This window comes from Sphingopyxis sp., from assembly GCF_036675685.1.
Lineage (GTDB): Bacteria > Pseudomonadota > Alphaproteobacteria > Sphingomonadales > Sphingomonadaceae > Sphingopyxis.
In genome coordinates, this window is the sequence record NZ_JAKFEM010000047.1 from 1 (window position 1) to 20,791 (window position 20,791).

Sequence of the window (20,791 nt, forward strand, 5' to 3'; positions counted from 1 at the left end):
AGGATGCCGTCCTTGGCATAGGCGCGCGCGATCGTCTTGGTCATCGCGACCATGCCCGATTTCGACGCGGCATAATGCCAGTGCGCGGGGCTGTCGCCGCGATAGGCGGCGCGGCTCGCGATATTGACGATGCGGCCGGGAGCGCCGCGTTCGTGCCAGTGCAGCACCGCATGGCGGCAGAGCTGCGCGCTCGCGGTCAGGTTGACCTGCATCGTGCGGTTCCAGTTCGCGAGCCAGTCGGCGTTGGGGTCGCCCAGCGGGTTGTCCTCGAACACGCCGGCATTGTTGACGAGGACGTCGATGCGGCCGTCGAGCCGGTCGAGACTCGCCTGCCACAGCCGGTCGGGCGTCGCGGGGTCGGCCAGGTCGCCGTCGGCACTCGACAGCGCGACGACCTGCGTCGCCTCGGTGGTGAGCGCCGCGGCGATCGCGGCGCCGATGCCGCGGCTCGCACCGGTGATGAGGATGTGGGTGGTCATGCGGCGGCTTTAGCGGCGAGAAGGTCTTAATCCAACCTTCAACCCCGTATCCCGAGCGAAGACGAGGGGGCCATTCGAGCGAAGCGAGAACCGATAGCAGTGCTGACCTCGACTTCGCTCGGCCTAGCACCTCGTCTTCGCTCGGGGATACGGATTTTGGGGTTGTTTTGTGTTTTACGCCACCCGGCGGCTGAAATCGCTCGCGGCCTTTTCCAGCTGTTGCAGGCGGCCGCCCATCTTGGCGAATTCCTGGCTCAGCACGCTGATCTCGCTCGCGACCATGCCCGAATCGTTGCGGATGCTCGCGATCGTCGACGACATCGAATCGGCGGCGAGCGCGGTTTCGTCGACCGCGGCGGTGATCGAGGTGACCGTCTGTGCCTGCGCGTCCATTGCGTCGCGGATGCGCTGCGCCGATTCCTGGACCTCGACGATCGTCGCCTGGATCGACTGGTTGGCGCTCACCGACCCGCGTGTCGCGTGCTGGATCGCGGTGATCTTGCCCGCGATGTCGTCGGTCGCGCGCGCGGTTTCGTTGGCGAGGCTCTTCACCTCCTGCGCGACGACGGCAAAGCCGCGCCCCGATTCGCCCGCCCGCGCCGCTTCGATCGTGGCGTTGAGCGCGAGGAGGTTGGTCTGGCCCGCGATCTCGCGGATCAGGCCCAAAATCGATTCGATCGATTCGGCATGGTGCGACAGTGTTTCCGACATCGCGACGGCTTCGCCCGCCTGTTCGGACGCGCGGGTGGCGACGGTGGCGGAGGCTTCGACCTCGCTGCGCGCATCCTCGATCGCCCGGATCAGGCCCGCGGCGGTCGAGGCGGCTTCGCGCATCGCCATCGCTGACTGTTCGGACGCGGCGGCAACTTCGCTCGTCTTGGCGATCATGCCCTTCGCGGCCTGGTCGGCCGACGCCGCCTGCTTGGCGAGTTGCTCGCGCACCCCGTCGGTGTCCTGCACCAGCGAGGCGATCGAGCGGTCGAAATCGCCCGCGAGCGTCTGCCGCTCGCCCGAAATGACGGCGCGGTCGAGCTTTTCGGCATAGCGCTGCATGATGTCGAATTCGAGCAGGCCGAGCCGGTTGATCGCGCTCGTCAGTCGTGCCAGGCGGTCGGCATCGCCCATGCACGCCTCGACGACATATTCTATCGTCAGCCGCTGGCTTTCGGCGATGCACGACATCACCGACGCGAGCGGCAGTTTCACGCGCCGCGCCATATGGGTATTCTGGCACGCGATCGTCGCGACCTCCTGCCCCGCGGCGTCGGCATATTTGCTTTCGGTATGGCGTGCGCTGCCGCGGATATACGAGGCGAGAAGTTCGCCCTCGACCGCGCGCTCGACGCTGGGCAGCGCGTTGAACGCATCCCAATAAGCGATCGCGATCGCTTCCTCGCGCCCGGCGATGATCGCGTGGATCTCCGTCGCATTGGCGGCAAGGCGTCCGTCGAGGTCGTAAAAGGGGAAACGATCGGCCATCGGCACCGGATCGATCTGCTGCTTATGAATCGGATTTTCCTTCACCATGATCCTGCTTCCCTGATCGATCCCATTAGACGTGCGGGTCTGTCGCCCCCATGCGTCCGCGAAACTGGTGAACGGGATATGCCGGTGAAACAGTAAATTCGCCGTTAACCAGCGGGCGAAGTTTTGACCTCAGCGGCGCTCGTCGACGCCAGAGGGGCGGGGGACCGGATAGCCGTCGAACGCCTTGATCGTGCGCAGCGCAAAGGCGCTGTGCATCGCCGCGACCCCGGGCAGGCGCGACAGGCAGTGGCGGTGCAGCCGGTCGAAATCGGCGACGTTGCACGCTGCGACCCGCAGCCGATAGTCCGAAGCGCCCGAAAGCAGCTGGCATTCGAGTATCTCGTCGAAGCTTTTGACCGCGCTTTCAAAGGCGGTGAGCGCTTCTTCGCTCTGCGACGTCAGGCTGATGTCGACGAACACGTCGAGCCCAAGGCCGATACTTTCGGGGTCGAGCCGCGCGGTATAGCCGGTGATGATCCCCGCGGCTTCCAACGCGCGGATGCGGCGGTGGCACGCCGACGCCGACAGGCCGACGCTTTCGCCCAGTTCGGCAGCGGGGCGGGGGCCGCCGCGTTGCAGCAGGCCGAGCAACTTCGCGTCGATCCGATCAATCATTGTGCGTCTCTGGTCCATTTCACGCCAAAATCATGCGCGATTGTCGCGAATCCGGGAAGGATATGCAAGCACATCGCGCGGCTAAACTGCTATATGCGCCGACATGGAATCCGCGGCGGCGCAATGGCGCGACCGACGGCTGAGCAATGGAGAGCGAAGCATGATCATCGGCACCCCCAAGGAAATCAAGAACCACGAATATCGCGTCGGCCTGACCCCCGAAAGCGTCCGCGAACTGCATGTCCACGGCCACCGCGTGCTGGTGCAGACCGGCGCCGGCGAGGGCATCGGCGCGCACGACCGCTTCTATGTCGAGGCGGGCGCCGAGATCGTCCAGAGCGCCGAAGAAATTTTCGCGCAGTGCGACATGGTGGTGAAGGTCAAGGAGCCGCAGCCGGTCGAGCGCGCGATGCTGCGTGAAGGCCAGATCCTCTACACCTACCTCCACCTCGCGCCCGATCCCGACCAGACGCGCGACCTGATGAAATCGGGCGCCGTCTGCATCGCCTATGAAACCGTCACGAGCCCGCACGGCGGCCTCCCGCTCCTCAAGCCGATGAGCCAGGTCGCGGGGCGCATGTCGATCCAGGCCGGCGCGACCGCGCTCGAAAAGGCGCACGGCGGGCGCGGCGTGCTCCTCGGCGGCGTGCCGGGTGTGGCGCCGGGCAAGGTGTGCGTGATCGGCGGCGGCGTCGTCGGCTTCAACGCGGCGCAGATGGCGGCGGGCCTCGGCGCCGACGTCACCATCCTCGACCGCGATCCCGAAGTCCTCGAACGCGTCGGCACCTTCTTTGAATCGCGCGCCAAGACCCGCTTCTCGAACCGCGCGAACCTCGCCGAATGCGTCGCCGAGGCCGACCTCGTCATCGGCGCGGTGCTGATCCCCGGCGCCGAAGCGCCCAAACTCGTGACGCGCGACATGCTCGGGACGATGCAGGCCGGTTCGGTGCTCGTCGACGTCGCGATCGACCAGGGCGGCTGTTTTGAGACCAGCCACGCGACCACCCACGCCGAGCCGACCTATGTGGTCGACGGCATCGTCCATTATGCCGTCGCGAACATGCCGGGCGCGGTCGCGCGCACCAGCACCTATGCGCTCAACAACGTCACCCTGCCGCACGCGCTGCGCATCGCCGATCTCGGCTGGAAAGAGGCTTTGAAACGCGACGTGCATCTTGCGCAGGGTTTGAACGTTTGGAATGGTAAGGTGACGTTCGAAGCCGTAGCCGAAGCGGTCGGAACCGATTATGTGCCTGTCGAACAGGCGCTTGCCTGACAAAAAGGACATAGAGAGACGATGACCGACCAAGTGCCACCTCCCCCGCCGCAAGACGACGAACAGGAAGAAAATGAAGTGATCCGCGCCGCGCGCGAACGCCGGCAGCAACAGGAAGCCGCCGACGCCGCCGAAGCCGCCGACAAGGAAGCGGCCAAGGGCAATGGCAAGCGCGGCTGGAAAACCGCCGCCGCCGCAGGTCTCGGCATCGGCTCGGCCGCAGTGATCGCTGCGCTGCTCTACGCAAACCGTGACAAGATCAAGTGACGCATTCCCCCGCGCGCTGCAGGCGCGCGGGGGAATGCGTCATCCCGGACTTGGTCCGGGATCCAGGGGGCGGCCGCGTGCCGCCCTTTTCCTGCGCGAAGGGATGTCGGCTTTGGGGCGGTGAGCGGCCCTCCAACATTCGTCATGCTGAACTTGTTTCAGCATCCATGGCCCGAGCTCTAATAAAACGCGGCGTCGAAGGAACCGGCAGGCCATGGATGCTGAAGCAGGTTCAGGGTGACGAGATTTGAAAGGGCCGTTTCCGGTCGTTAGCTGCCCCCAAGGTACAAGTTGACAGCCTACCTATCAGAAGGTAGGCATATCGCGATGCGCAACGCTTCGAAGACGTCCGACGATATCCTTGCCTGCGCGCGATCGCTGATCGTGATCGGCGGATATAATGGTTTCAGCTACGCCGACATCGCCGGCGTGGTTGGTATCCGCAAGGCCAGCATCCATCATCATTTTCCGGCCAAGGCCGACCTCGTTCGCACCTTGGTCGCGCGCTACCGGGAAGAGGCGCGGGAGGGCATGGCGGCGATCGAGAGCCATCGCTCCGATCCCGTCGAACAACTCCGCGCCTATACGGGCTATTGGGAAACCTGCATCGCCGACGCCACCGCCCCGATCTGCGTTTGCGCGCTGCTGGCAAGCGAGATCCCCATTCTTCCGGACGAGGTGGTGCTTGAGGTCAGGGCGCATTTTCGTGCCCTGTCGGCCTGGCTCGCTACCGTCCTGGAGCGTGGCGAACAGATGGGCCAGATCGATCTCGTGGCGCCGCCGCAGGCCGAAGCGGAACTGTTCATGGCCACCGTGCACGGCGCGATGCTGTCGGCGCGGGCCTATGACAAGCCGGAGATGTTCGGGGCGGCGCTTGCCCCGCTTCTCGGACGATTGATCGTTCAAAATTAGTCTCGCCGCGCACGCCAGCGGCCTTTGTCAACCTGCCTACCAATCAGAAGGTAGGTTTTCTTTCAGAAAGGAATCGCAATGTTCGGAATCTCGACGCTCGGCTGGGTGCATACGCTCGGCAGTTTGCCCGCCATTCCCTTGGCCGCCTATATGTTCGCGCGTCATGGACGGATCGTACCCCGATCGCGGAGCGGCACCGCCTATCTTGTTTTCATGCTGATCGGGGCTGCTTCGGTATTCCTGATTGCCCGCCAGCCGGTGAGCTATGCTATCGGCGGCACCACCCTGGCGCTGTTGCTCGTCGGCTATGGCGTCGGTCGGCTTCCGGGTTCCGGGCGCGTGAAGCTGTTCGTCGAAACAATATGTCTCAGCCTCACAGCATTCTTATTGATGCTGCCGACCGTAACCGAAATCCTGCGCCGTGTTCCCGATGGCCACCCCTTGGTCACCCGGCTGGATTCTCCGCTTCTGCTGGGGGCGCAGGCCACGCTTTTCGCCATTCTCGTCATCGGTCTGGCTGCGCAGATCATCCGTCTACGACGACAGCGGGGCGACGCCTGAGGCTGCGGAGCAAATGGCCCCGTTCAGCGCGCGCCACGTCGCCCGGCGAAGGGATTTAATCCCCTATGCTCCTAAGCAATTGCATATCGCGGCGGGAAGGATTACCGGCACCGCATCGACCGTTTAGAGTCAAGACAGGGCTGATATGGCTGGCAACGAACCGAGCGCGCGTCCGCGCGCCCCGCATCTGCAGGTATATAAATGGGGCCCCGCGATGACGGTCTCGATCCTTCATCGCATAAGCGGTGACGGGTTGGCGATCGTCGGCGCGTGCCTGTTCCTCTGGTGGCTCGGCGCGCTCGCCGCGGGTCCCGATGCCTATGCGGCGTTCGTCGCCTGTGTGTGGCACGATCCCGATGCCGGCACGTTCCATCAGATCACCAATATTCTCGGCAAGATCATACTCGTCGGCCTGACCTGGGCCTTCTTCCAGCATCTCTTCTCGGGGCTTCGCCACTTCGTGCTCGACACCGGCGCGGGTTATGAGCTCAAAACCAACAAGCTGTGGTCGATTGTCGTGATTGCCGCGGGCGTGTTCGCGACCGCCGCGACCTGGCTCTACATCTTCAAGGAGGCGCTCAATGGGTAACGGAACGCACCTTGGCAAGGTCCGCGGGCTCGGCTCGTCGGGGCATGGCGCGCAGCATTGGCTGCAACAAAGGCTGACTGCGCTCGGCAACATCCTGCTCGTCGGCTTTCTCTTCGTCTCGCTCATCCGCCTGCCGCTCGGCGATCATGCCGCGGTGCTGCGCTGGGCGTCGAACCCGACCGTCGCGCTCGCGCTGATCCTCATGCTCGTCAGCGTCTTCTGGCACCTGCGGCTGGGCCTGACGGTGCTGATCGAGGATTATGTCCATGGCGAGGCGACGCGCCTGTTCGCGATCGTCCTTCTCAACTTCTACGCGATCGGCGGCGGCGCCTACGGCATCTTTGCGATCGTCCGTATCGCATTGGCGCCCCTGTCCGTCGCGCCGGGGGGCATGTGACATGACCGACGCCTACAAGATCATCGACCATATCTATGACACCGTCGTCGTCGGTGCCGGCGGATCGGGCCTGCGCGCCACGATGGGCAGCGCCGAGGCGGGGCTCAAGACTGCGTGCATCACCAAGGTGTTCCCGACGCGCAGCCACACCGTCGCGGCGCAGGGCGGCATCGCCGCCAGCCTCGGCAACAATTCGCCCGACCATTGGCAATGGCATATGTACGACACCGTTAAGGGCTCCGACTGGCTCGGCGACCAGGATGCGATCGAATATATGGTGCGCGAGGCGCCGCAGGCGGTCTACGAACTCGAACATGCCGGCGTGCCCTTTTCGCGCAACCAGGACGGCACGATCTACCAGCGCCCGTTCGGCGGTCACATGCAGAATATGGGCGAAGGTCCGCCGGTGCAGCGCACCTGCGCCGCCGCGGACCGCACCGGTCACGCGATGCTCCACGCGCTCTATCAGCAGTCGCTGAAATATGACGCCGACTTCTTCGTCGAATATTTCGCGCTCGACCTGATCATGGAAAACGGTGCGTGTCGCGGCGTGATCGCGCTGTGCATGGACGACGGCAGCATCCACCGCTTCCGCAGCCAGGCCGTCGTGCTCGCGACCGGCGGTTACGGCCGCGCCTATTTCACCGCGACCTCGGCGCACACCTGCACCGGCGACGGCGGCGGCATGGTGCTGCGCGCCGGCCTGCCGCTCCAGGACATGGAATTCGTCCAGTTCCACCCGACCGGCATCTACGGCGCGGGCGTCCTGATCACCGAGGGTGCGCGCGGCGAGGGCGGCTATCTCACCAACTCCGAAGGCGAGCGTTTCATGGAACGCTACGCCCCGTCGGCGAAGGACCTGGCGTCGCGTGATGTCGTGTCGCGTTCGATGGCGCTCGAAATCCGCGAAGGCCGCGGCGTCGGCCCGCACAACGACCATATCTATCTGCACCTCGATCATATCGATCCCGCGGTGCTCCACGAACGCCTGCCCGGCATCACCGAAAGCGGCAAGATTTTCGCGGGCGTCGACCTGACGCGCCAGCCGCTGCCCGTCGTGCCGACGGTCCATTACAATATGGGCGGCATCCCCTGTAACTATCATGGCGAAGTCGTGACCCTCGGCAAGGACGGCCCCGACACCGTCGTCCCCGGCCTGTTCGCGGTCGGCGAAGCGGCATGCGTGTCGGTCCATGGCGCAAACCGTCTGGGCTCGAACAGCCTGATCGACCTCGTCGTCTTCGGCCGCGCGACGGGGCATCGCCTCAAGGAAATCATCACCCCCGGTGCCGCGCAGCAGCCGCTGCCTAAGGATAGCGCCGACCTTGCGCTTGGCCGCCTCGATCATTTCCGCAATGCCAGTGGCGGCTCGCCGACCGCCGAGATCCGCACCGAGATGCAGCGCGCGATGTCGGCGCACGCCGCGGTGTTCCGCACTGACGAGCTGATGGCCGAAGGCAAGGAAAAGCTCGCCAAGACCTACAGCCGCATGAACGACATCGGCGTGACCGACCGCAGCCTGATCTGGAACACCGACCTCATCGAAACGCTCGAGCTCGATAATCTGATCAGCCAGGCGACGGTGACGATGCACTCGGCGTTCAACCGCAAGGAAAGCCGCGGCGCCCACGCGCATGAGGATTTCCCGAACCGTGACGATGCGAACTGGATGAAGCACAGCATCGGCTGGTTCGACGGCTGGGGCGGCAAGGGTGGCGGCGTCCGCCTCGATTACCGCCCGGTCCACGAATATACGCTCTCCGACGACGTCGACTATATCAAGCCGAAGGCGCGGGTGTATTGATCGGCGCCGGCTGACCCATTTTTGTCATCCCGGCGAAAGCCGGGATCTCAACGGCGCGATATCGCGCGACCGAGAGCTTCCGGCCTTCGCCGGAATGACGGACAAGGACGAAATTCGCTTTACTGCATTATCGCCGTGACAACCTTTGGTTTCGGCTTTTTCAACCGTTCGTAACCGCTGATTGCGCCGGCCTGAACCGGGGGTCATCCGCCGCCGAACAGGTCATCCACCGGATTGATGTCGGAGAAGGGCTGATCGACGTCCTGGCCCATGATCCAGAGCTTCTGGCACGCGATGGTGAAAAAGATCAACGCGACAGCCCACACAATAAACGTCTTGCGGGCCACCCAACGGCGCTCGGCCTCGACGGCGGCGGCGCGCGCCTTATAGTCGATGCCCAGCTCGCCCTCGAACTCGGCAACGAGCCGGGCGCGGCGGGTGCGCGAAATATTCGCGATACTCGCTTCATTCTCATCACGTATCGAACGGCGAGTCGCCATTGATCCACCCTCGGCCCAGCTAGTCCTGAGGCCGGACAATAGTGCCGAGCCCCTGCCAAAGGGTTAACCGGGACCGATCAATCGATACCGACAAGCTTGATCCGCGCGGTCGCGCCCCGCAACAAGGTCAGTTCGCGCCGCGGCCGGTCCATCGCGGCGGCGAGCAGGCGCAGCACCGCCTCGTTCGCGGCGCCGTCGGCGGGCGGAGCCGTAACGCGGAGCTGCACCGCGCCATCGACGATCCGTACTTCGTCGCGGCTTGCACCCGGCGTCACCCGCACCTCGATCCGCCCCGATGCGGCGAGCGCACGCAACGCTTCGGTCAGCGCGGGATCGGGCCGATATTTCAGATCGTCACGACCAGCTTGCCGACCGCGCTGCGGTCGCCGAGCTTGGCGATCGCCTTGCCGCCATCGGCAAGGGCAAAGCTTTCGGTGACGCGCGGCTTGATCTTGCCCTGCTCCCACAATTGGAACAGTCGCGCGATATTGGCGCGGTTGCGCACCGGTTCGCGCGCGACAAAGGCGCCCCAGAAGACGCCCGCAACGTCGCAGCTCTTGAGCAAGGTCAGGTTGAGCGGCAGGCGCGGAATGCCCGCGGGGAAGCCGACGACAAGATAGCGACCCTCCCACGCGATCGAGCGCAGCGCGGGCTCGGCATAGTCGCCGCCGACCGCGTCATAGATGACGTTCGCGCCATTGGGGCCGACCGCCGCCTTGAATGTCTCGGCGAGCGCCTTCGACGCATCCTTGTCGAACGGCTGATAGCCATAGACGACAACCTCGTCGGCGCCCGCTTGGCGCGCAATCTCGGCCTTCGCCTCGCTCGAAACGCCCGCGACGACGCGCGCGCCGAACGCCTTGCCCAATTCGACCGCCGCGATGCCGACACCGCCCGATGCGCCGAGGACGAGCAAGGTGTCGCCTTCCGCGATATGGCCGCGATCGACGAGCGCGTGGATGCTGGTGCCATAGGTCATCAGCAGCGAGGCGCCCGCGGCGAAATCATGCGCTTCGGGAAGGTGATAGACATTGTGGACGCCGACCGCGACGGCTTCGGACATGCCGCCATTGCCGCAGCCCGCGATCACCCGGTCGCCGACCTTGAACTCGGTCACGCCTTCGCCGATTTCGGCGACCAGACCCGCGACTTCGCCGCCGGGGGCGAAGGGGCGCTCTGGCCGGAACTGATATTTATCCTCGATGATCAGCACGTCGGGGAAGTTGACCGCGCAGGCCTTCACATCGATCACGATCTGGCCCTTGCCCGCGGTCGGACGGGGCAATTCGCCGAGTTCGAGCGTTTCGGGGCCGCCGGTTGCGGTCGACAAGAGAGCCTTCATCATCTTCTCCTCATTGTGCTGCAGGGATCAGCCAGGGCTGCTCCGCCGCGATTTTTTTCTCATGCGCGGCGATCGCCGCGTCGCTCTTTTCGGTGAGCGAAATTTCGTCGAGCCCGTTCAGCAAGCACATCTTGCGGAACGGATCGATCTCGAAGGTGAAGCGGTCCTGGAAGGGCGTCGTCACCGTCTGCGTGTCGAGGTCGACATGGATCGGGTCGGTCTCGGCAACCTCCATCAGCCGGTCGATGGCCGCCTGCGGCAGCACGACGGGCAAAATGCCGTTCTTGACCGCATTGCCCGAAAAAATGTCCGAATAGGAGGGCGCGATGACGACGCGGATGCCGAGGTCGCCGATCGCCCAGGCGGCGTGCTCGCGGCTCGACCCGCAGCCGAAATTATCGCCCGCGATCAGGATCGGTGCGCCTTTGTAGGCGGGGTTGTCGAAGAGGTTGCCGGGGATGGCGCGGAGCGACTCGAACGCGCCCTTGCCCATGCCCTCGCGGCTGACGGTTTTCAGCCAGTGCGCCGGGATGATGACGTCGGTGTCGACATTTTTGAGGCCCAGCGGGATCGCGCGGCCTTCGACTTTCTCGATCGGGGTCATGCCATCAGCTCCCGCACATCGGTGAGCTTACCGGTCACCGCTGCCGCCGCCGCCATAGCGGGGCTGACGAGGTGCGTGCGGCTTCCCGGCCCTTGGCGGCCGACGAAATTGCGGTTGCTCGTCGACGCGCAGCGTTCGCCCGCGGGCACCTTGTCGGGGTTCATTGCAAGGCACGCCGAACAGCCGGGCTCGCGCCATTCGAGGCCGGCGTCGGTGAAGATGCGGTCGAGCCCCTCGGCCTCGGCCTGCGCCTTCACCAGCCCCGAACCGGGGACGACGATCGCCCATTTGACGTTGTCGGCCTTGTGGCGGCCCTTGAGCACCGCGGCGGCGGCGCGCAGATCCTCGATGCGGCTGTTGGTGCAGCTGCCGATGAAGATATTTTCGACCCGAACATCCTGCATCCGCGTACCGGGTTCGAGCCCCATGTAAGCGAGCGATTTCGCCGCGGCGGTCTGCTTCGACGGATCGGCGAAGCTTGCCGGATCGGGGACGACGCCGGTGATCGGCACGACATCCTCGGGGCTGGTGCCCCAGGTGACGCTCGGCGCGATGTCGGCGGCGTCGATCACGACCACCTTGTTATAGGTTGCGCCGGGATCGGTCGCGAGGCTCTTCCAATAGGCGACCGCGGCGTCCCAGTCGGCACCCTTCGGCGCATAGGGCCGGCCCTTCAGATAGGCGAAGGTTACCTCGTCGGGCGCGATCAGCCCGGCGCGCGCGCCGCCCTCGATCGCCATGTTGCTGACGGTCAGCCGGCCCTCGATGCTGAGTGCGCGGATCGCGCTGCCGGTATATTCGATGACATGGCCGGTGCCGCCTGCAGCGCCGATGGTGCCGGTGATGTGGAGGATGATGTCCTTGGCCGAAACGCCGGGGCCGACGTCGCCCTCGACGCGCACTTCCATCGTCTTGGCGGGCTGGAGCAGCAAGGTTTGCGTCGCGAGCACATGCTCGACCTCGCTCGTCCCGATGCCGAAAGCGAGCGCGCCGATGCCGCCGTGGCATGCGGTGTGGCTGTCGCCGCAGACGATCGTCGTGCCGGGCAGCGAAAAGCCCTGCTCGGGGCCGACGACATGGACGATCCCCTGCTCGGCCGCCATCGCGTCGATGTAGCGGATGCCGAACTCGGGGGCGTTCTTTTCGAGCGCCGCGAGCTGTGCCGCGCTTTCGGCGTCGGCGATCGGCAGGCGGGCTCCGCTCGCGTCCTTGCGCGCAGTGGTTGGCAGATTATGGTCGGGCACCGCCAGCGTCAGGTCGGGGCGGCGCACCGTGCGCCCGTTGGCGCGGAGTCCCGCGAACGCCTGCGGGCTGGTGACTTCATGGACCAGATGGCGGTCGATGAAGATCAGGCAGGTGCCGTCGGGGCGCTGTTCGACAACATGCGCGTCCCAGATTTTCTCATACAGGGTGCGGGGGCGAGTCATGCGGCTCACTTAAGCCTCCCTCGACTCAATGCAAGCCGGTGGCGTTCGAAAACGCAATTTTCGGTCGTAATCCCGGCAGATTTGCTTAGCATCCGTCCCGCCCTTCTGGAGTCGCGAGCAAACAGGAGAGGCCCATGGTATCGATTCCCGATTATCGTCCCGTCATCCGCACGACGCGCGGGCCCTATCGCGCCGCGGCGCTGGTCGGCACGCACAGCATCTCGCTGGGCTGGGACGTCGACCCGGCGCAAAGGCAAGGGCTGCACGGCTTTGCGGTCCGCAAGAGCGAGATCGACCTTGCCACCGGCGAGGTGATCGCGGTCAACTGGCTGCGCGGCGAAAAACGCTTTCGGGGCGACCCGTCGGACGGATTCGATGTGTCGTCGCGCAAGGCGCCGTTCCAGCGCTTTCGCTGGAACGATTATACGCTGAAAAGCCATCAGGGCTATGTTTTCGACATTTTTCCGGTGCGCGGGACGCCCCCCAACGGTCTGACCACCGACGAACCGCCGCTGACCCTGAAGCTGCGCCCGTCGCCCGAAATGGCGGCAGGCGTGGGCGCCTATGTCAATCGCGGCGTCACTTCTGCTTTTGCCTATCTCGACCGCTTCAAGGGTGTGCATCCGCGCGACGTTCCCGATGGCGCGGCGTGGCGCTGGCTGTCGCGCGGACTGAAGGAAGCACTGATCGGCTTCATCGCGGGGGCTGGGTCCGGCAATGCCCTGCGCGTCTGCATCTACGAATTTTTCGACGCCGAAGTCGCCGCGGCGCTCGCGGCGGCAAAGGCGCGTGGGGTCGATGTCCATATCATTTATCACGCCAAGGCCGGCGACAATGCGACGACCGAAAGCGAACATATGCTGGCCGCGCACGGCCTGACCGCCGTCGCGACGCCGCGCGCGGCGATCCAGAAGATCAGCCACAACAAGTTCATCGTCCATCTGGCGGGCGGGGTGCCGGTGCGGACCTTTACCGGTACCGCCAATTTTTCGGAAAACGCCTTCTATTACCAGACCAATGCCGCGGTGATCCTCGACGATCCGGTCACGGCGGCCGCTTATCACGACTATTGGCTGATTCTGGCCGACGATCCCCCGCGCGGATCGTCGAAAACCGATCCGGCCGAGGTGCGCAACCGCGTCGGCGCGCTCCAGGCGCGGCTCGCGGCAGCGGGCGGCGGGCCGTTCGCCATGCAATATTTCTCGCCCGTGCGCTCCCTCGACATCGTCGACAAGGCAGTCGAACTGGTCGGCGCGGCGAAAAGCTGCGTCTTCACCAGCGCGCCTTTCGCGCTCGACCCCGCGATCGTCGCCGCGATCGCGGCGCAGCCGAACGAGCTGCTCCATTACGGCCTTGCGAACACCACGGTGCGCAAGAAGGTCGAGGCGCTGACGACGAACAACACGCGCTATTTCGTCCCGTCGCGGCTCGAAACCTATATGGGGCGCAAATGGGACGCCAAGGCGTTCGGCAATCACAAGATCCACAGCAAGCTGATGATCATCGACCCTTTCGGCACCAAGCCGCAGATGCTGTTCGGATCGGCCAATTTCAGCGACGAAAGCTGCCAGGGGAATGACGAAAACGCCTTCCTGACCACCGATCCGCGCCTGATCGCGATCATGGCGACCGAGTTCCTGCGCATGTTCGATCACTATAAATCGCGCGCCTTCATCAACCAGATCCGCAGTGCCGGGCTGACCGACGACGATTATCTCAGCGAGAATGGCGACTGGATGAAAACCAGCTTTTCGGCGACCGCGCGCAGCCACAAGTTTAGCGACCGGCTGGTTTTCGTTGGCGACTAGGGTCAGGATCATCCTCGTTTGACAAACAGAAGATGAAAGCGCGTCAGTCAAAGATGATCGCGCCCTGGGCTGGCGCGGCCGGGACAGGGGGCGTATATTCGCGCGCATGTCGCTCGCCGCCATCCTCGTGCTGATCGTCGCCACCGTCGCGGCGATGGAGTTGGTCGCCTGGGCGAGCCACAAATATATCATGCACGGCTTTGGCTGGGCGTGGCATCGCGACCATCACGAGCCGCACGATCGGGTGCTCGAAAAGAACGACCTGTTCGGCCTTGTCGGCGCCGCGATGAGCATTTCGATGTTCGCCGCCGGCAGCCCGATGATCCGCGGCACGAGCGCGTGGGAGCCGGCGACGTGGATCGGTCTTGGTATCCTCTTCTACGGGATCATCTATACGCTCGTGCACGATGGGTTGGTGCATCAGCGCACGTTTCGCTGGGTGCCGCGGCGCGGCTATGCGAAGCGGCTGGTGCAGGCGCACAAGCTCCACCATGCGACGATCGGCAAAGAGGGCGGGGTGAGCTTCGGCTTCGTCTTCGCGCGCAATCCGGCAAAGCTTAAGGCCGAGCTGAAGGCGCAGCGGGCGGCCGGGATCGCCGTGGTCAAGGAAGCGCTGGCGGATTAGGCTGAGCCTTGATCCGTTCGTCCTGAGCTTGTCGAAGGACCGTTCTTCCTTTCAACCGATGCTCGAAAGAATGAGGACAGCCCTTCGACAAGCTCAGGGCGAACGGTGTTTATCCAGCTACGAACTGTGCCGATAATCCGCCGTAATCACGCCCGCCGCCGCGAGCTCTTCCTCATGGCTTTCCTCGCGCCAGCTTTCGGCGAGCGCCTGCCGTTCCCATTCGACCATCGCGGGATGCGCGAGCATATGATCGACCCAGGCCTGTCCGACGCCGACATCGAGGCCATAGGTGCGGATGCGAAAGGCGACCGGGGCAAAGAAGGCATCGACGGCGGTAAAGCGATCGCCCGCGAGAAAGGGGCCGCCGAAACGCGACAAACCTTCCCCGAACAATTCGCGGATGCGCGCGACATCAATTCTCAGTGCGCCCGACGGCGGCTTCGGCGTCACGCGGACGCCCACATTCATCGTGCAATCGCCGCGCAGGGCGGAAAAGCCGCTGTGCATTTCCGCCGCCGCGCACCCTGCCCAGGCGCGCGCGTCGGGATCGGCGGGCCATACCCCCTCATGCCGGTCGGCGAGATAGAGCGTGATGCCGAGCGAGTCATGAACGGTCCGCCCCTCGTCGAGCAGCACGGGCACCTGACCCGTCGGCGAAAAGCTGCGGAATTCATCATAGTTGATGGGGTTGGTGAACGGTTCGACATGGTCCTCGAACGGAATTTCGAGCGCGCTCATCAGCACCCACGGGCGCAGCGACCAGCTCGAATAATTGCGATTGGCGGTGATCAGCACATACATAGGTCGCTCTCCTGCGCCACGATCGGCGACGTGTAATCGGGGTCGTGCGCGAAAGGCAGCGGCGTGCCCGAGGCGAGCGCGGCCAGCACGCTGCCGAAATCGGTTTTGGCGCGCCAGCCCAGCCGCCGCTCGGCGCGCGACGGATCGTAGACGCGGGCGATATGATCGGGCAGCACCCAGCCGCGCGCAGCGTAAAACGCCTCGGCTTCGGGATAATGCCGGGCGATGACCGCGCGCGCATCGCTCGCAAGATCGCCCGCTTCATCGCGCGAAAAGGGCGGCGGTGCCGACAGGATAAAAGTGTCGCAACCGATCTGCGGCGCGGCTTCCAGTGCGGCGAGATGCGCCGCCGCGGCATCCTCCACCGTCAGCCGACGGTGCAGCAGCTCGTTCGCCTTCAGGTTCAGCCCGCTCGGGACGGCCAGCGTATCGTCGTCCTCGGGGAAGAAGCGGCCGGTCCGCAGGATCAACGCCGCGATGCCATGCTCGCGGTGGACCAGCTGGCACGCCTGTTCGGCGGCGAGTTTGGTGATGCCATAGATGTTGCGCGGCGCGAGGGGGCCGAAATCCTCGTCCATCCACCACGCCCCATCGGGTGCCGCACCGCCGCGTACATCGTCGCGGACCATCAGCGATGTCGTCGAGGTGAAGAGGAAGCGGTCGTTGCCCGCCGCGACCGCCGCCTCGATCAAGTTCAGCGTGCCGCTGACATTGACGTCGATGAACGCCTGCCGCGAATAGCGGACGATGTCGGGTTTGTGCAGCGCGCCGGCGTGGATCACCGCCTCGATACCATGCTCGCCCATCGTCCGGTCGATCAGCGCGCGATCGGCGACGGTGCCGAGCACCTGCGTATGCGCGCCGGGAACGACGTCGAGTCCGGTGACTTCATGCCCGTTTTCGGCGAGCAGGGGAGCGAGATAGCGCCCCAGCCAACCCGACGATCCGGTCAGCAGCACGCGCATCGATGATTCTCCTCTCGGCCTTGCACGCGCGCCTCATACACAGGCAGCGGACAGGGGGGCAAGCGTGCCCCGCTTTATCCGATTCAGGGCAAGGGTGTCTGTGCCGTCGGATTCCGGGCAATCGGATTGGCCCCGGCGGCGTCGCCCGTCTGCGGGGGCAGTTCGCTGAGGTCGAGCCAGCCCGCGTCGTCACGCTTGTGATAGCTATCGATCACCGCGAACGGGATACGGAATGGAAATCCCCAATCGCTATTCCACAGCGCCACGACGCCCGTCCGCGTCGCCGGTTCGAAAATCATCGTTGCGCGATAGCCCGAAACCGCCCCCGAATGGCCTTCGATCCTGTCACCACCATAGGTGAAGCTCCGCCAGCCCAGGCCATAGGCCGCATCGCCAGTGGCCTGGCGCAAGGCGCCGCCATAGAGCCGCCCCGTGCCGACACGCGGGCGATGGGCAAGCTGCAACACCGGGGCCGGCAGCACATCGGGGCGGCTGCCCATCATCGCCTGCATCCATGTGGCGAAGTCGACAATATCGCTTTCGACCCCCGCCGCAGCGGGAACGTGCCAATAGGCCTCCTTGACCGGGCGGACTTGCGCGCCGCGGTGCGGCTTTGCCCAGTCCTTGGCGCCCGTCAGCCGCTCCATCCCGTATCCCGCGCTGATCATGCCGAGCGGGCGGAAAAATCGATCCTCGACCGCATCGGAAAAAGGCTTGTTCGCAGCCCGCGTCAATATCTCGCTCGCGGCATCGAAGGCGATGTTCTGATAGGTGTGGCAGGTGCCGGGTTCGCATTGCAGCGGCGCGGCGGCAAGGCCCCTGCGCAGCAGCGCGGGGCGCTGCCCTTCCTCCAGCTTCTCATCATAGGCGTTCTTGGTGAGACCGGTGCGCTGGGCAAGCAGATCGCCAAACGTGACCCGCGCCTCGGCGCCGCCGGGCAGGCGCAGCGAGGTGCGCCAGTCGGCGACCGGACGGTCCAGATCGATGGTGCCATCCGTTGCCAGCGCGGCCGCCAGTGCGCCCGTCGCGGTCTTGGAAACCGAGGCCCAGCGGAACAGGGTCTGTGGCGTCACCGGCGCGCCAGTCGACTTGTCGGCAAAACCATAGGTGCGGACGAAGCGCAATTCGCCGTCTTCCACCACCGCCACCGCCAGCCCCGCCATTTCGGGCCGCCGCGACAGGTCGGACAATTGCCTGTCGAGCGCGCGATAGTCGATCCGGCCGCGCCATTCGGCGGGCGTGTCGGGCAGGTTGTCCGCGGACTTGATCGGGATTGCGACACTGGCAAGCGGGTGGCTGCCGCCAAAGGCGTGAAGACCAAACCAGCCCGTAAACCCCAGCGCGGCGACCGCGATCAGAAAAGCAAAAACGCGCTGCATGGACTCTCGATTAGACTGCGACCTCATATTTTGCCGTCGTCTTAGCCGCGACGTCCTCCGCCGTCACCCCCGGCGCAAGCTCGATCAGCCGGAACGGGCTGTCGTGATCGTCGCGCCGGAACACCGCGAGGTCGGTGATGATCATGTCGACGACATTCTTGCCGGTCAGTGGTAGCGTGCACGCCGGGATGAACTTTGGGCTGCCGTCCTTGGCATTATGTTCCATCACCACGATGATCTTCTTCACCCCGGCGACGAGGTCCATCGCGCCGCCCATGCCCTTGATCATCTTGCCCGGGATCATCCAGTTCGCGATGTCGCCATTCTCGGCAATTTCCATCGCGCCGAGCACGGTCAGGTCGATATGCCCGCCGCGGATCATCGCGAAGCTGTCCGAGGAGCTGAAATAGGCCGACTGCGGCAGCTCGCTGATCGTCTGCTTGCCCGCGTTGATCAGATCGGGGTCTTCCTCACCCTCATAGGGGAAGGGGCCGATGCCGAGCATGCCGTTCTCCGACTGGAGCGTGACCGTCATGCCCGCGGGGATATGGTTCGCGACCAGGGTCGGGATACCGATGCCCAGATTGACGTAATAGCCGTCCTGCAGTTCCTTCGCGGCGCGCGCCGCCATATCGTCGCGGGTCCAGGCCATTATTTCGGCTCCCATTCACTATCGGTGGAGAAGATGTCGCCCCAGCCCAGTTTTTCCCACGGGCCGTAGACGGGGTTCGGGAAAAGGAACCAGCCCTTGTCCCAAAGCGCGGATGCGCCCGCGCCGGTCGCAAGCACCATGCGGCTCGCGGCGGGCAGCGCCTTGTCGTTGAACTGCTGGCTGAAATCGCCAAGCTGATCGCCGCCGAGGATGATGACGCAAAATTTCGACGCGATCGTGGCGCGGCGCGGGTCCTTGCTCGATCCGCCGGCGTCGTCGCCCATCAGGAACAGCGTCTCGCCATGCTTGAACTCGCCGAGCCCTGCGGCGCGGAGCGTATCCTCGCTGCCTTTGGCATTGACGGCGCTGCGGTTGGTGTTGGCGATCACGGCGATGCCCGCGGCACGCAGGGCGTTCACCATCTCGACGCTGCCGGGCATGGCCTTCGCCTTGCCCGCGCCCGTCTTTTCCCACTGGTCCCAGACTTTCGGATCGTACGCGGTTTGCGCGAAATGGCGCATCGGGCCGAGGTTCCAGATCAACGTCTCGTCGGCGTCGAAGACCGCGGCAAAGGGCTTGTTGCCGCACGGCTCGAAGGTCGGCGCATCCATCGTCGCACCCGCAGCGAGCACGACGCTGTCCTTCGGCCGCTCCTTGATCCGCCACACGCCATAATCGGCGATCCGCGCATTGGTCGCCCGCACCACGACGGCGGCCTCGGGCGAGCCATAGAGATATTGCAGCTGGGCCGGCGGCTTGGCGGCTTCGGCCGGGGCAGGCGGCGGCGTAGTCGCCACCTCCGCCGGCGTGCTCGCACAGCCGGCAAGCAGCAGCGCACCCGTAAGGGCAAAGCCGCGCTTCACGCCGCCTCGCGCGGGCGTACCGTGCGGAACTCGATCTTCTTGTCGTACGGCGCGCCGACGATCAGGCGCTTCACATAGATGCCGGGCAGGTGGATGCTGTCGGGATCGAGGCTGCCGGTCGGAACGATTGCCTCGACCTCGGCGACGCAGATCTTCGCCGCGGTCGCCATCGGCTGGTTGAAGTTGCGCGCGGTCTTGCGGAAGATGAGGTTGCCGCTCTCGTCGGCCTTCCACCCCTTGATGATCGCGAGGTCGGCAAAGATGCCGCGCTCCAGGATATAATCCTGCCCGTCGAAACTCTTCACTTCCTTGCCCTCGGCGACGAGCGTGCCGACGCCCGTCTTGGTGTAGAAGCCGGGGATGCCCGCGCCGCCCGCGCGGCAACGTTCGGCGAGCGTGCCCTGCGGACAGAATTCGACCTCGAGCTCGCCCGCCAGATATTGCCGCTCGAACTCCTTGTTCTCGCCGACATAGGACGAGATCATCTTCTTCACCTGCTTGGTCCGGAGCAGCTTTCCGAGCCCTTCGCCGTCGATCCCGGCGTTGTTGCTGGCGATGGTCAGGTCCTTCGTACCCGCGTCGCGGATCGCGTCGATCAGCCGTTCGGGGATGCCGCACAGGCCGAAACCGCCTGCGCAGACGTGCATGCCGTCGAAGAGAAGGCCGTCGAGCGCGGCGGCGGCGTCGGGGTAGATCTTCTTCATGAGTGGGAGAACTCCAGGTCAAGAATCTGCGACAGCTCCTTAAGCGCCTGTTCGCCGCTTGTCACCTTGATGGCGTGCATGCCGAGCTGCGCCGCGGGCTTGCAGTTGATGCCGAGGTCGTCGAGGTAAACACACGCTGCCGCATCGACGCCCAGCGCCTCGCACATCATCCGATAGATGCGCGGATCGGGTTTGCGGACGCCGACCTTGCTCGATTCGACGACATGATCGAAGCGCGCCATGATCGCCGCGACCTCGGCCGCCAGCGCGTCGCTGCGCGCCATGCCGGAACCCTTGCCGCTCGGCACATTGTTGGTGATGCAGCCGATGGTGAAACCCTCGGCCTTCAGCGTATCGAGCGCGGCCACCATCGCCGGGCGGATCGCGCCGGCGAGCACCGCGAGCACGGCTTCGCCTTCGAGGTCGTGTCCCAAGGCACGCGCTTCTTCGGCAAAGAGCGCGTCGAACGTCGCAGCGTCGATTTCCGCCCGTTCGAACTTCGCCCAGGCATTGCCGTCGGGGTCGGCGGCGTTGACGCGGCGCACGAAATCGCGCGGCAGCCCGCGCTCTTCCTCCAACCGGTTGAAGGCTTCGAAGGGCGAGGCGGTGATGACGCCGCCGAAGTCGAAAATGACATGGGTGTATCGGGACATGGCGCGGCTAGAGCGAGTTTTGCCCGGCGCGTCAATTCCGC

The 20,791-nt window shown here is 65.1% G+C and carries 24 protein-coding genes; 9 read left to right on the forward strand and 15 right to left on the reverse strand.

What is annotated here, in order from left to right:
- The 3 genes from V6M50_RS17050 to V6M50_RS17060 all read right to left on the reverse strand — a co-directional run.
- Nucleotides 1–479 (reverse strand): SDR family NAD(P)-dependent oxidoreductase (locus V6M50_RS17050; protein ID WP_332819777.1); only part of this gene is annotated, 479 nt, incomplete at its 3' end.
- A 174-nt stretch (nucleotides 480–653) separates the two neighbouring features.
- The gene (locus V6M50_RS17055; protein ID WP_332819778.1) at nucleotides 654–2,006 is read right to left on the reverse strand and encodes a methyl-accepting chemotaxis protein; all 1,353 of its coding nucleotides are present in this window, start codon (nucleotides 2,004–2,006) and stop codon (nucleotides 654–656) included.
- 129 nt (nucleotides 2,007–2,135) lie between these two features.
- The gene (locus tag V6M50_RS17060) at nucleotides 2,136–2,621 is read right to left on the reverse strand and encodes an Lrp/AsnC family transcriptional regulator (RefSeq protein WP_332819779.1); all 486 of its coding nucleotides are present in this window, start codon (nucleotides 2,619–2,621) and stop codon (nucleotides 2,136–2,138) included.
- Nucleotides 2,622–2,781: 160 nt separating this feature from the next.
- Between V6M50_RS17060 and ald the strand changes: the two genes are divergently transcribed.
- From ald to sdhA, 7 genes are all read left to right on the forward strand, one after another.
- A complete protein-coding gene (ald, locus tag V6M50_RS17065; protein ID WP_332819780.1) occupies nucleotides 2,782–3,897 on the forward strand; it encodes an alanine dehydrogenase in 1,116 nt (371 codons plus the stop codon).
- Nucleotides 3,898–3,918: 21 nt separating this feature from the next.
- Nucleotides 3,919–4,164 (forward strand): hypothetical protein, encoded by a 246-nt coding sequence (locus tag V6M50_RS17070; RefSeq protein WP_332819781.1) that lies wholly within the window; start codon nucleotides 3,919–3,921, stop codon nucleotides 4,162–4,164.
- Nucleotides 4,165–4,491: 327 nt separating this feature from the next.
- Complete coding sequence (locus V6M50_RS17075; protein WP_332819782.1) at nucleotides 4,492–5,076, forward strand: TetR/AcrR family transcriptional regulator; 585 nt, start codon at nucleotides 4,492–4,494, stop codon at nucleotides 5,074–5,076.
- 78 nt (nucleotides 5,077–5,154) lie between these two features.
- The gene (locus V6M50_RS17080) at nucleotides 5,155–5,637 is read left to right on the forward strand and encodes a hypothetical protein (protein WP_332819783.1); all 483 of its coding nucleotides are present in this window, start codon (nucleotides 5,155–5,157) and stop codon (nucleotides 5,635–5,637) included.
- Between the two features lie 145 nt (nucleotides 5,638–5,782).
- Nucleotides 5,783–6,226 (forward strand): succinate dehydrogenase, cytochrome b556 subunit, encoded by a 444-nt coding sequence (sdhC, locus tag V6M50_RS17085; RefSeq protein WP_332819784.1) that lies wholly within the window; start codon nucleotides 5,783–5,785, stop codon nucleotides 6,224–6,226.
- Nucleotides 6,219–6,623 (forward strand): succinate dehydrogenase, hydrophobic membrane anchor protein, encoded by a 405-nt coding sequence (gene sdhD / locus V6M50_RS17090; protein WP_332819785.1) that lies wholly within the window; start codon nucleotides 6,219–6,221, stop codon nucleotides 6,621–6,623. Before sdhC ends, sdhD begins: the two co-directional genes overlap by 8 nt.
- A gap of 1 nt (nucleotide 6,624) precedes the next feature.
- Nucleotides 6,625–8,427 (forward strand): succinate dehydrogenase flavoprotein subunit, encoded by a 1,803-nt coding sequence (gene sdhA, locus V6M50_RS17095; RefSeq protein WP_332819786.1) that lies wholly within the window; start codon nucleotides 6,625–6,627, stop codon nucleotides 8,425–8,427.
- A 203-nt stretch (nucleotides 8,428–8,630) separates the two neighbouring features.
- On the opposite strand, the gene V6M50_RS17100 is transcribed toward sdhA, so the two are convergent.
- The 5 genes from V6M50_RS17100 to leuC form a co-directional block, all read right to left on the reverse strand.
- Nucleotides 8,631–8,927, reverse strand: a complete 297-nt coding sequence (locus tag V6M50_RS17100; RefSeq protein ID WP_332819787.1) for a hypothetical protein — start codon at nucleotides 8,925–8,927, stop codon at nucleotides 8,631–8,633.
- 77 nt (nucleotides 8,928–9,004) lie between these two features.
- Nucleotides 9,005–9,241: a DUF167 domain-containing protein gene (locus V6M50_RS17105; RefSeq protein WP_332819788.1), complete on the reverse strand. Its 237-nt coding sequence runs from the start codon at nucleotides 9,239–9,241 to the stop codon at nucleotides 9,005–9,007.
- Nucleotides 9,242–9,273: 32 nt separating this feature from the next.
- A complete protein-coding gene (locus V6M50_RS17110) occupies nucleotides 9,274–10,269 on the reverse strand; it encodes an NADPH:quinone oxidoreductase family protein (RefSeq protein WP_332819812.1) in 996 nt (331 codons plus the stop codon).
- 10 nt (nucleotides 10,270–10,279) lie between these two features.
- Nucleotides 10,280–10,873 carry a 3-isopropylmalate dehydratase small subunit gene (gene leuD / locus V6M50_RS17115; protein WP_332819789.1) on the reverse strand — a complete coding sequence of 198 codons (594 nt, stop codon included), beginning with the start codon at nucleotides 10,871–10,873 and terminating at the stop codon, nucleotides 10,280–10,282.
- Nucleotides 10,870–12,300: a 3-isopropylmalate dehydratase large subunit gene (leuC, locus tag V6M50_RS17120; protein ID WP_332819813.1), complete on the reverse strand. Its 1,431-nt coding sequence runs from the start codon at nucleotides 12,298–12,300 to the stop codon at nucleotides 10,870–10,872. Before leuC ends, leuD begins: the two co-directional genes overlap by 4 nt.
- Before the next feature lie 134 nt (nucleotides 12,301–12,434).
- On the opposite strand from leuC, the gene V6M50_RS17125 reads away from it, so the two are divergent.
- Nucleotides 12,435–14,108 (forward strand): phospholipase D-like domain-containing protein, encoded by a 1,674-nt coding sequence (locus tag V6M50_RS17125; RefSeq protein WP_332819790.1) that lies wholly within the window; start codon nucleotides 12,435–12,437, stop codon nucleotides 14,106–14,108.
- 106 nt (nucleotides 14,109–14,214) lie between these two features.
- The gene (locus V6M50_RS17130) at nucleotides 14,215–14,733 is read left to right on the forward strand and encodes a sterol desaturase family protein (protein ID WP_332819791.1); all 519 of its coding nucleotides are present in this window, start codon (nucleotides 14,215–14,217) and stop codon (nucleotides 14,731–14,733) included.
- Nucleotides 14,734–14,850: 117 nt separating this feature from the next.
- On the opposite strand, the gene V6M50_RS17135 is transcribed toward V6M50_RS17130, so the two are convergent.
- The 7 genes from V6M50_RS17135 to V6M50_RS17165 all read right to left on the reverse strand — a co-directional run bounded on the left by V6M50_RS17135 (nucleotide 14,851) and on the right by V6M50_RS17165 (nucleotide 20,750).
- On the reverse strand, nucleotides 14,851–15,534 hold the full coding sequence (locus V6M50_RS17135) for a glutathione S-transferase family protein (RefSeq protein WP_332819792.1): 684 nt from the start codon (nucleotides 15,532–15,534) through the stop codon (nucleotides 14,851–14,853).
- Nucleotides 15,522–16,499 carry an NAD-dependent epimerase/dehydratase family protein gene (locus V6M50_RS17140; RefSeq protein ID WP_332819793.1) on the reverse strand — a complete coding sequence of 326 codons (978 nt, stop codon included), beginning with the start codon at nucleotides 16,497–16,499 and terminating at the stop codon, nucleotides 15,522–15,524. Before V6M50_RS17140 ends, V6M50_RS17135 begins: the two co-directional genes overlap by 13 nt.
- Nucleotides 16,500–16,582: 83 nt before the next feature.
- Nucleotides 16,583–17,878, reverse strand: coding sequence for a serine hydrolase domain-containing protein (locus V6M50_RS17145; protein ID WP_332819794.1), 1,296 nt, complete (start codon nucleotides 17,876–17,878; stop codon nucleotides 16,583–16,585).
- A gap of 10 nt (nucleotides 17,879–17,888) precedes the next feature.
- Complete coding sequence (locus V6M50_RS17150; RefSeq protein ID WP_332819795.1) at nucleotides 17,889–18,530, reverse strand: CoA transferase subunit B; 642 nt, start codon at nucleotides 18,528–18,530, stop codon at nucleotides 17,889–17,891.
- Nucleotides 18,530–19,393, reverse strand: a complete 864-nt coding sequence (locus V6M50_RS17155; RefSeq protein WP_332819796.1) for an HAD family acid phosphatase — start codon at nucleotides 19,391–19,393, stop codon at nucleotides 18,530–18,532. The genes V6M50_RS17150 and V6M50_RS17155 overlap by 1 nt, the downstream gene beginning before the upstream one ends.
- On the reverse strand, nucleotides 19,390–20,097 hold the full coding sequence (locus tag V6M50_RS17160) for a CoA transferase subunit A (RefSeq protein WP_332819797.1): 708 nt from the start codon (nucleotides 20,095–20,097) through the stop codon (nucleotides 19,390–19,392). The genes V6M50_RS17155 and V6M50_RS17160 overlap by 4 nt, the downstream gene beginning before the upstream one ends.
- A complete protein-coding gene (locus V6M50_RS17165) occupies nucleotides 20,094–20,750 on the reverse strand; it encodes an HAD-IA family hydrolase (RefSeq protein WP_332819798.1) in 657 nt (218 codons plus the stop codon). The genes V6M50_RS17160 and V6M50_RS17165 overlap by 4 nt, the downstream gene beginning before the upstream one ends.
- Between the last annotated feature and the right edge of the window lie 41 nt (nucleotides 20,751–20,791).

Bases quoted from the DNA above. Each gene is read 5' to 3' on its own strand.
- V6M50_RS17075 (WP_332819782.1), top strand. From the start codon at position 4,492: ATGCGCAACGCTTCGAAGACGTCCGACGATATCCTTGCCTGCGCGCGA.
- V6M50_RS17055 (WP_332819778.1), bottom strand. From the start codon at position 2,006: ATGGTGAAGGAAAATCCGATTCATAAGCAGCAGATCGATCCGGTGCCG.
- V6M50_RS17130 (WP_332819791.1), top strand. From the start codon at position 14,215: ATGTCGCTCGCCGCCATCCTCGTGCTGATCGTCGCCACCGTCGCGGCG.
- V6M50_RS17110 (WP_332819812.1), bottom strand. From the start codon at position 10,269: ATGAAGGCTCTCTTGTCGACCGCAACCGGCGGCCCCGAAACGCTCGAA.
- V6M50_RS17125 (WP_332819790.1), top strand. From the start codon at position 12,435: ATGGTATCGATTCCCGATTATCGTCCCGTCATCCGCACGACGCGCGGG.
- V6M50_RS17165 (WP_332819798.1), bottom strand. From the start codon at position 20,750: ATGTCCCGATACACCCATGTCATTTTCGACTTCGGCGGCGTCATCACC.
- leuD (WP_332819789.1), bottom strand. From the start codon at position 10,873: ATGACCCCGATCGAGAAAGTCGAAGGCCGCGCGATCCCGCTGGGCCTC.
- V6M50_RS17135 (WP_332819792.1), bottom strand. From the start codon at position 15,534: ATGTATGTGCTGATCACCGCCAATCGCAATTATTCGAGCTGGTCGCTG.
- V6M50_RS17070 (WP_332819781.1), top strand. From the start codon at position 3,919: ATGACCGACCAAGTGCCACCTCCCCCGCCGCAAGACGACGAACAGGAA.
- V6M50_RS17100 (WP_332819787.1), bottom strand. From the start codon at position 8,927: ATGGCGACTCGCCGTTCGATACGTGATGAGAATGAAGCGAGTATCGCG.
- V6M50_RS17060 (WP_332819779.1), bottom strand. From the start codon at position 2,621: ATGATTGATCGGATCGACGCGAAGTTGCTCGGCCTGCTGCAACGCGGC.
- sdhC (WP_332819784.1), top strand. From the start codon at position 5,783: ATGGCTGGCAACGAACCGAGCGCGCGTCCGCGCGCCCCGCATCTGCAG.
- V6M50_RS17080 (WP_332819783.1), top strand. From the start codon at position 5,155: ATGTTCGGAATCTCGACGCTCGGCTGGGTGCATACGCTCGGCAGTTTG.
- V6M50_RS17145 (WP_332819794.1), bottom strand. From the start codon at position 17,878: ATGCAGCGCGTTTTTGCTTTTCTGATCGCGGTCGCCGCGCTGGGGTTT.
- sdhD (WP_332819785.1), top strand. From the start codon at position 6,219: ATGGGTAACGGAACGCACCTTGGCAAGGTCCGCGGGCTCGGCTCGTCG.
- V6M50_RS17150 (WP_332819795.1), bottom strand. From the start codon at position 18,530: ATGGCCTGGACCCGCGACGATATGGCGGCGCGCGCCGCGAAGGAACTG.
- ald (WP_332819780.1), top strand. From the start codon at position 2,782: ATGATCATCGGCACCCCCAAGGAAATCAAGAACCACGAATATCGCGTC.
- sdhA (WP_332819786.1), top strand. From the start codon at position 6,625: ATGACCGACGCCTACAAGATCATCGACCATATCTATGACACCGTCGTC.
- V6M50_RS17160 (WP_332819797.1), bottom strand. From the start codon at position 20,097: ATGAAGAAGATCTACCCCGACGCCGCCGCCGCGCTCGACGGCCTTCTC.
- leuC (WP_332819813.1), bottom strand. From the start codon at position 12,300: ATGACTCGCCCCCGCACCCTGTATGAGAAAATCTGGGACGCGCATGTT.
- V6M50_RS17140 (WP_332819793.1), bottom strand. From the start codon at position 16,499: ATGCGCGTGCTGCTGACCGGATCGTCGGGTTGGCTGGGGCGCTATCTC.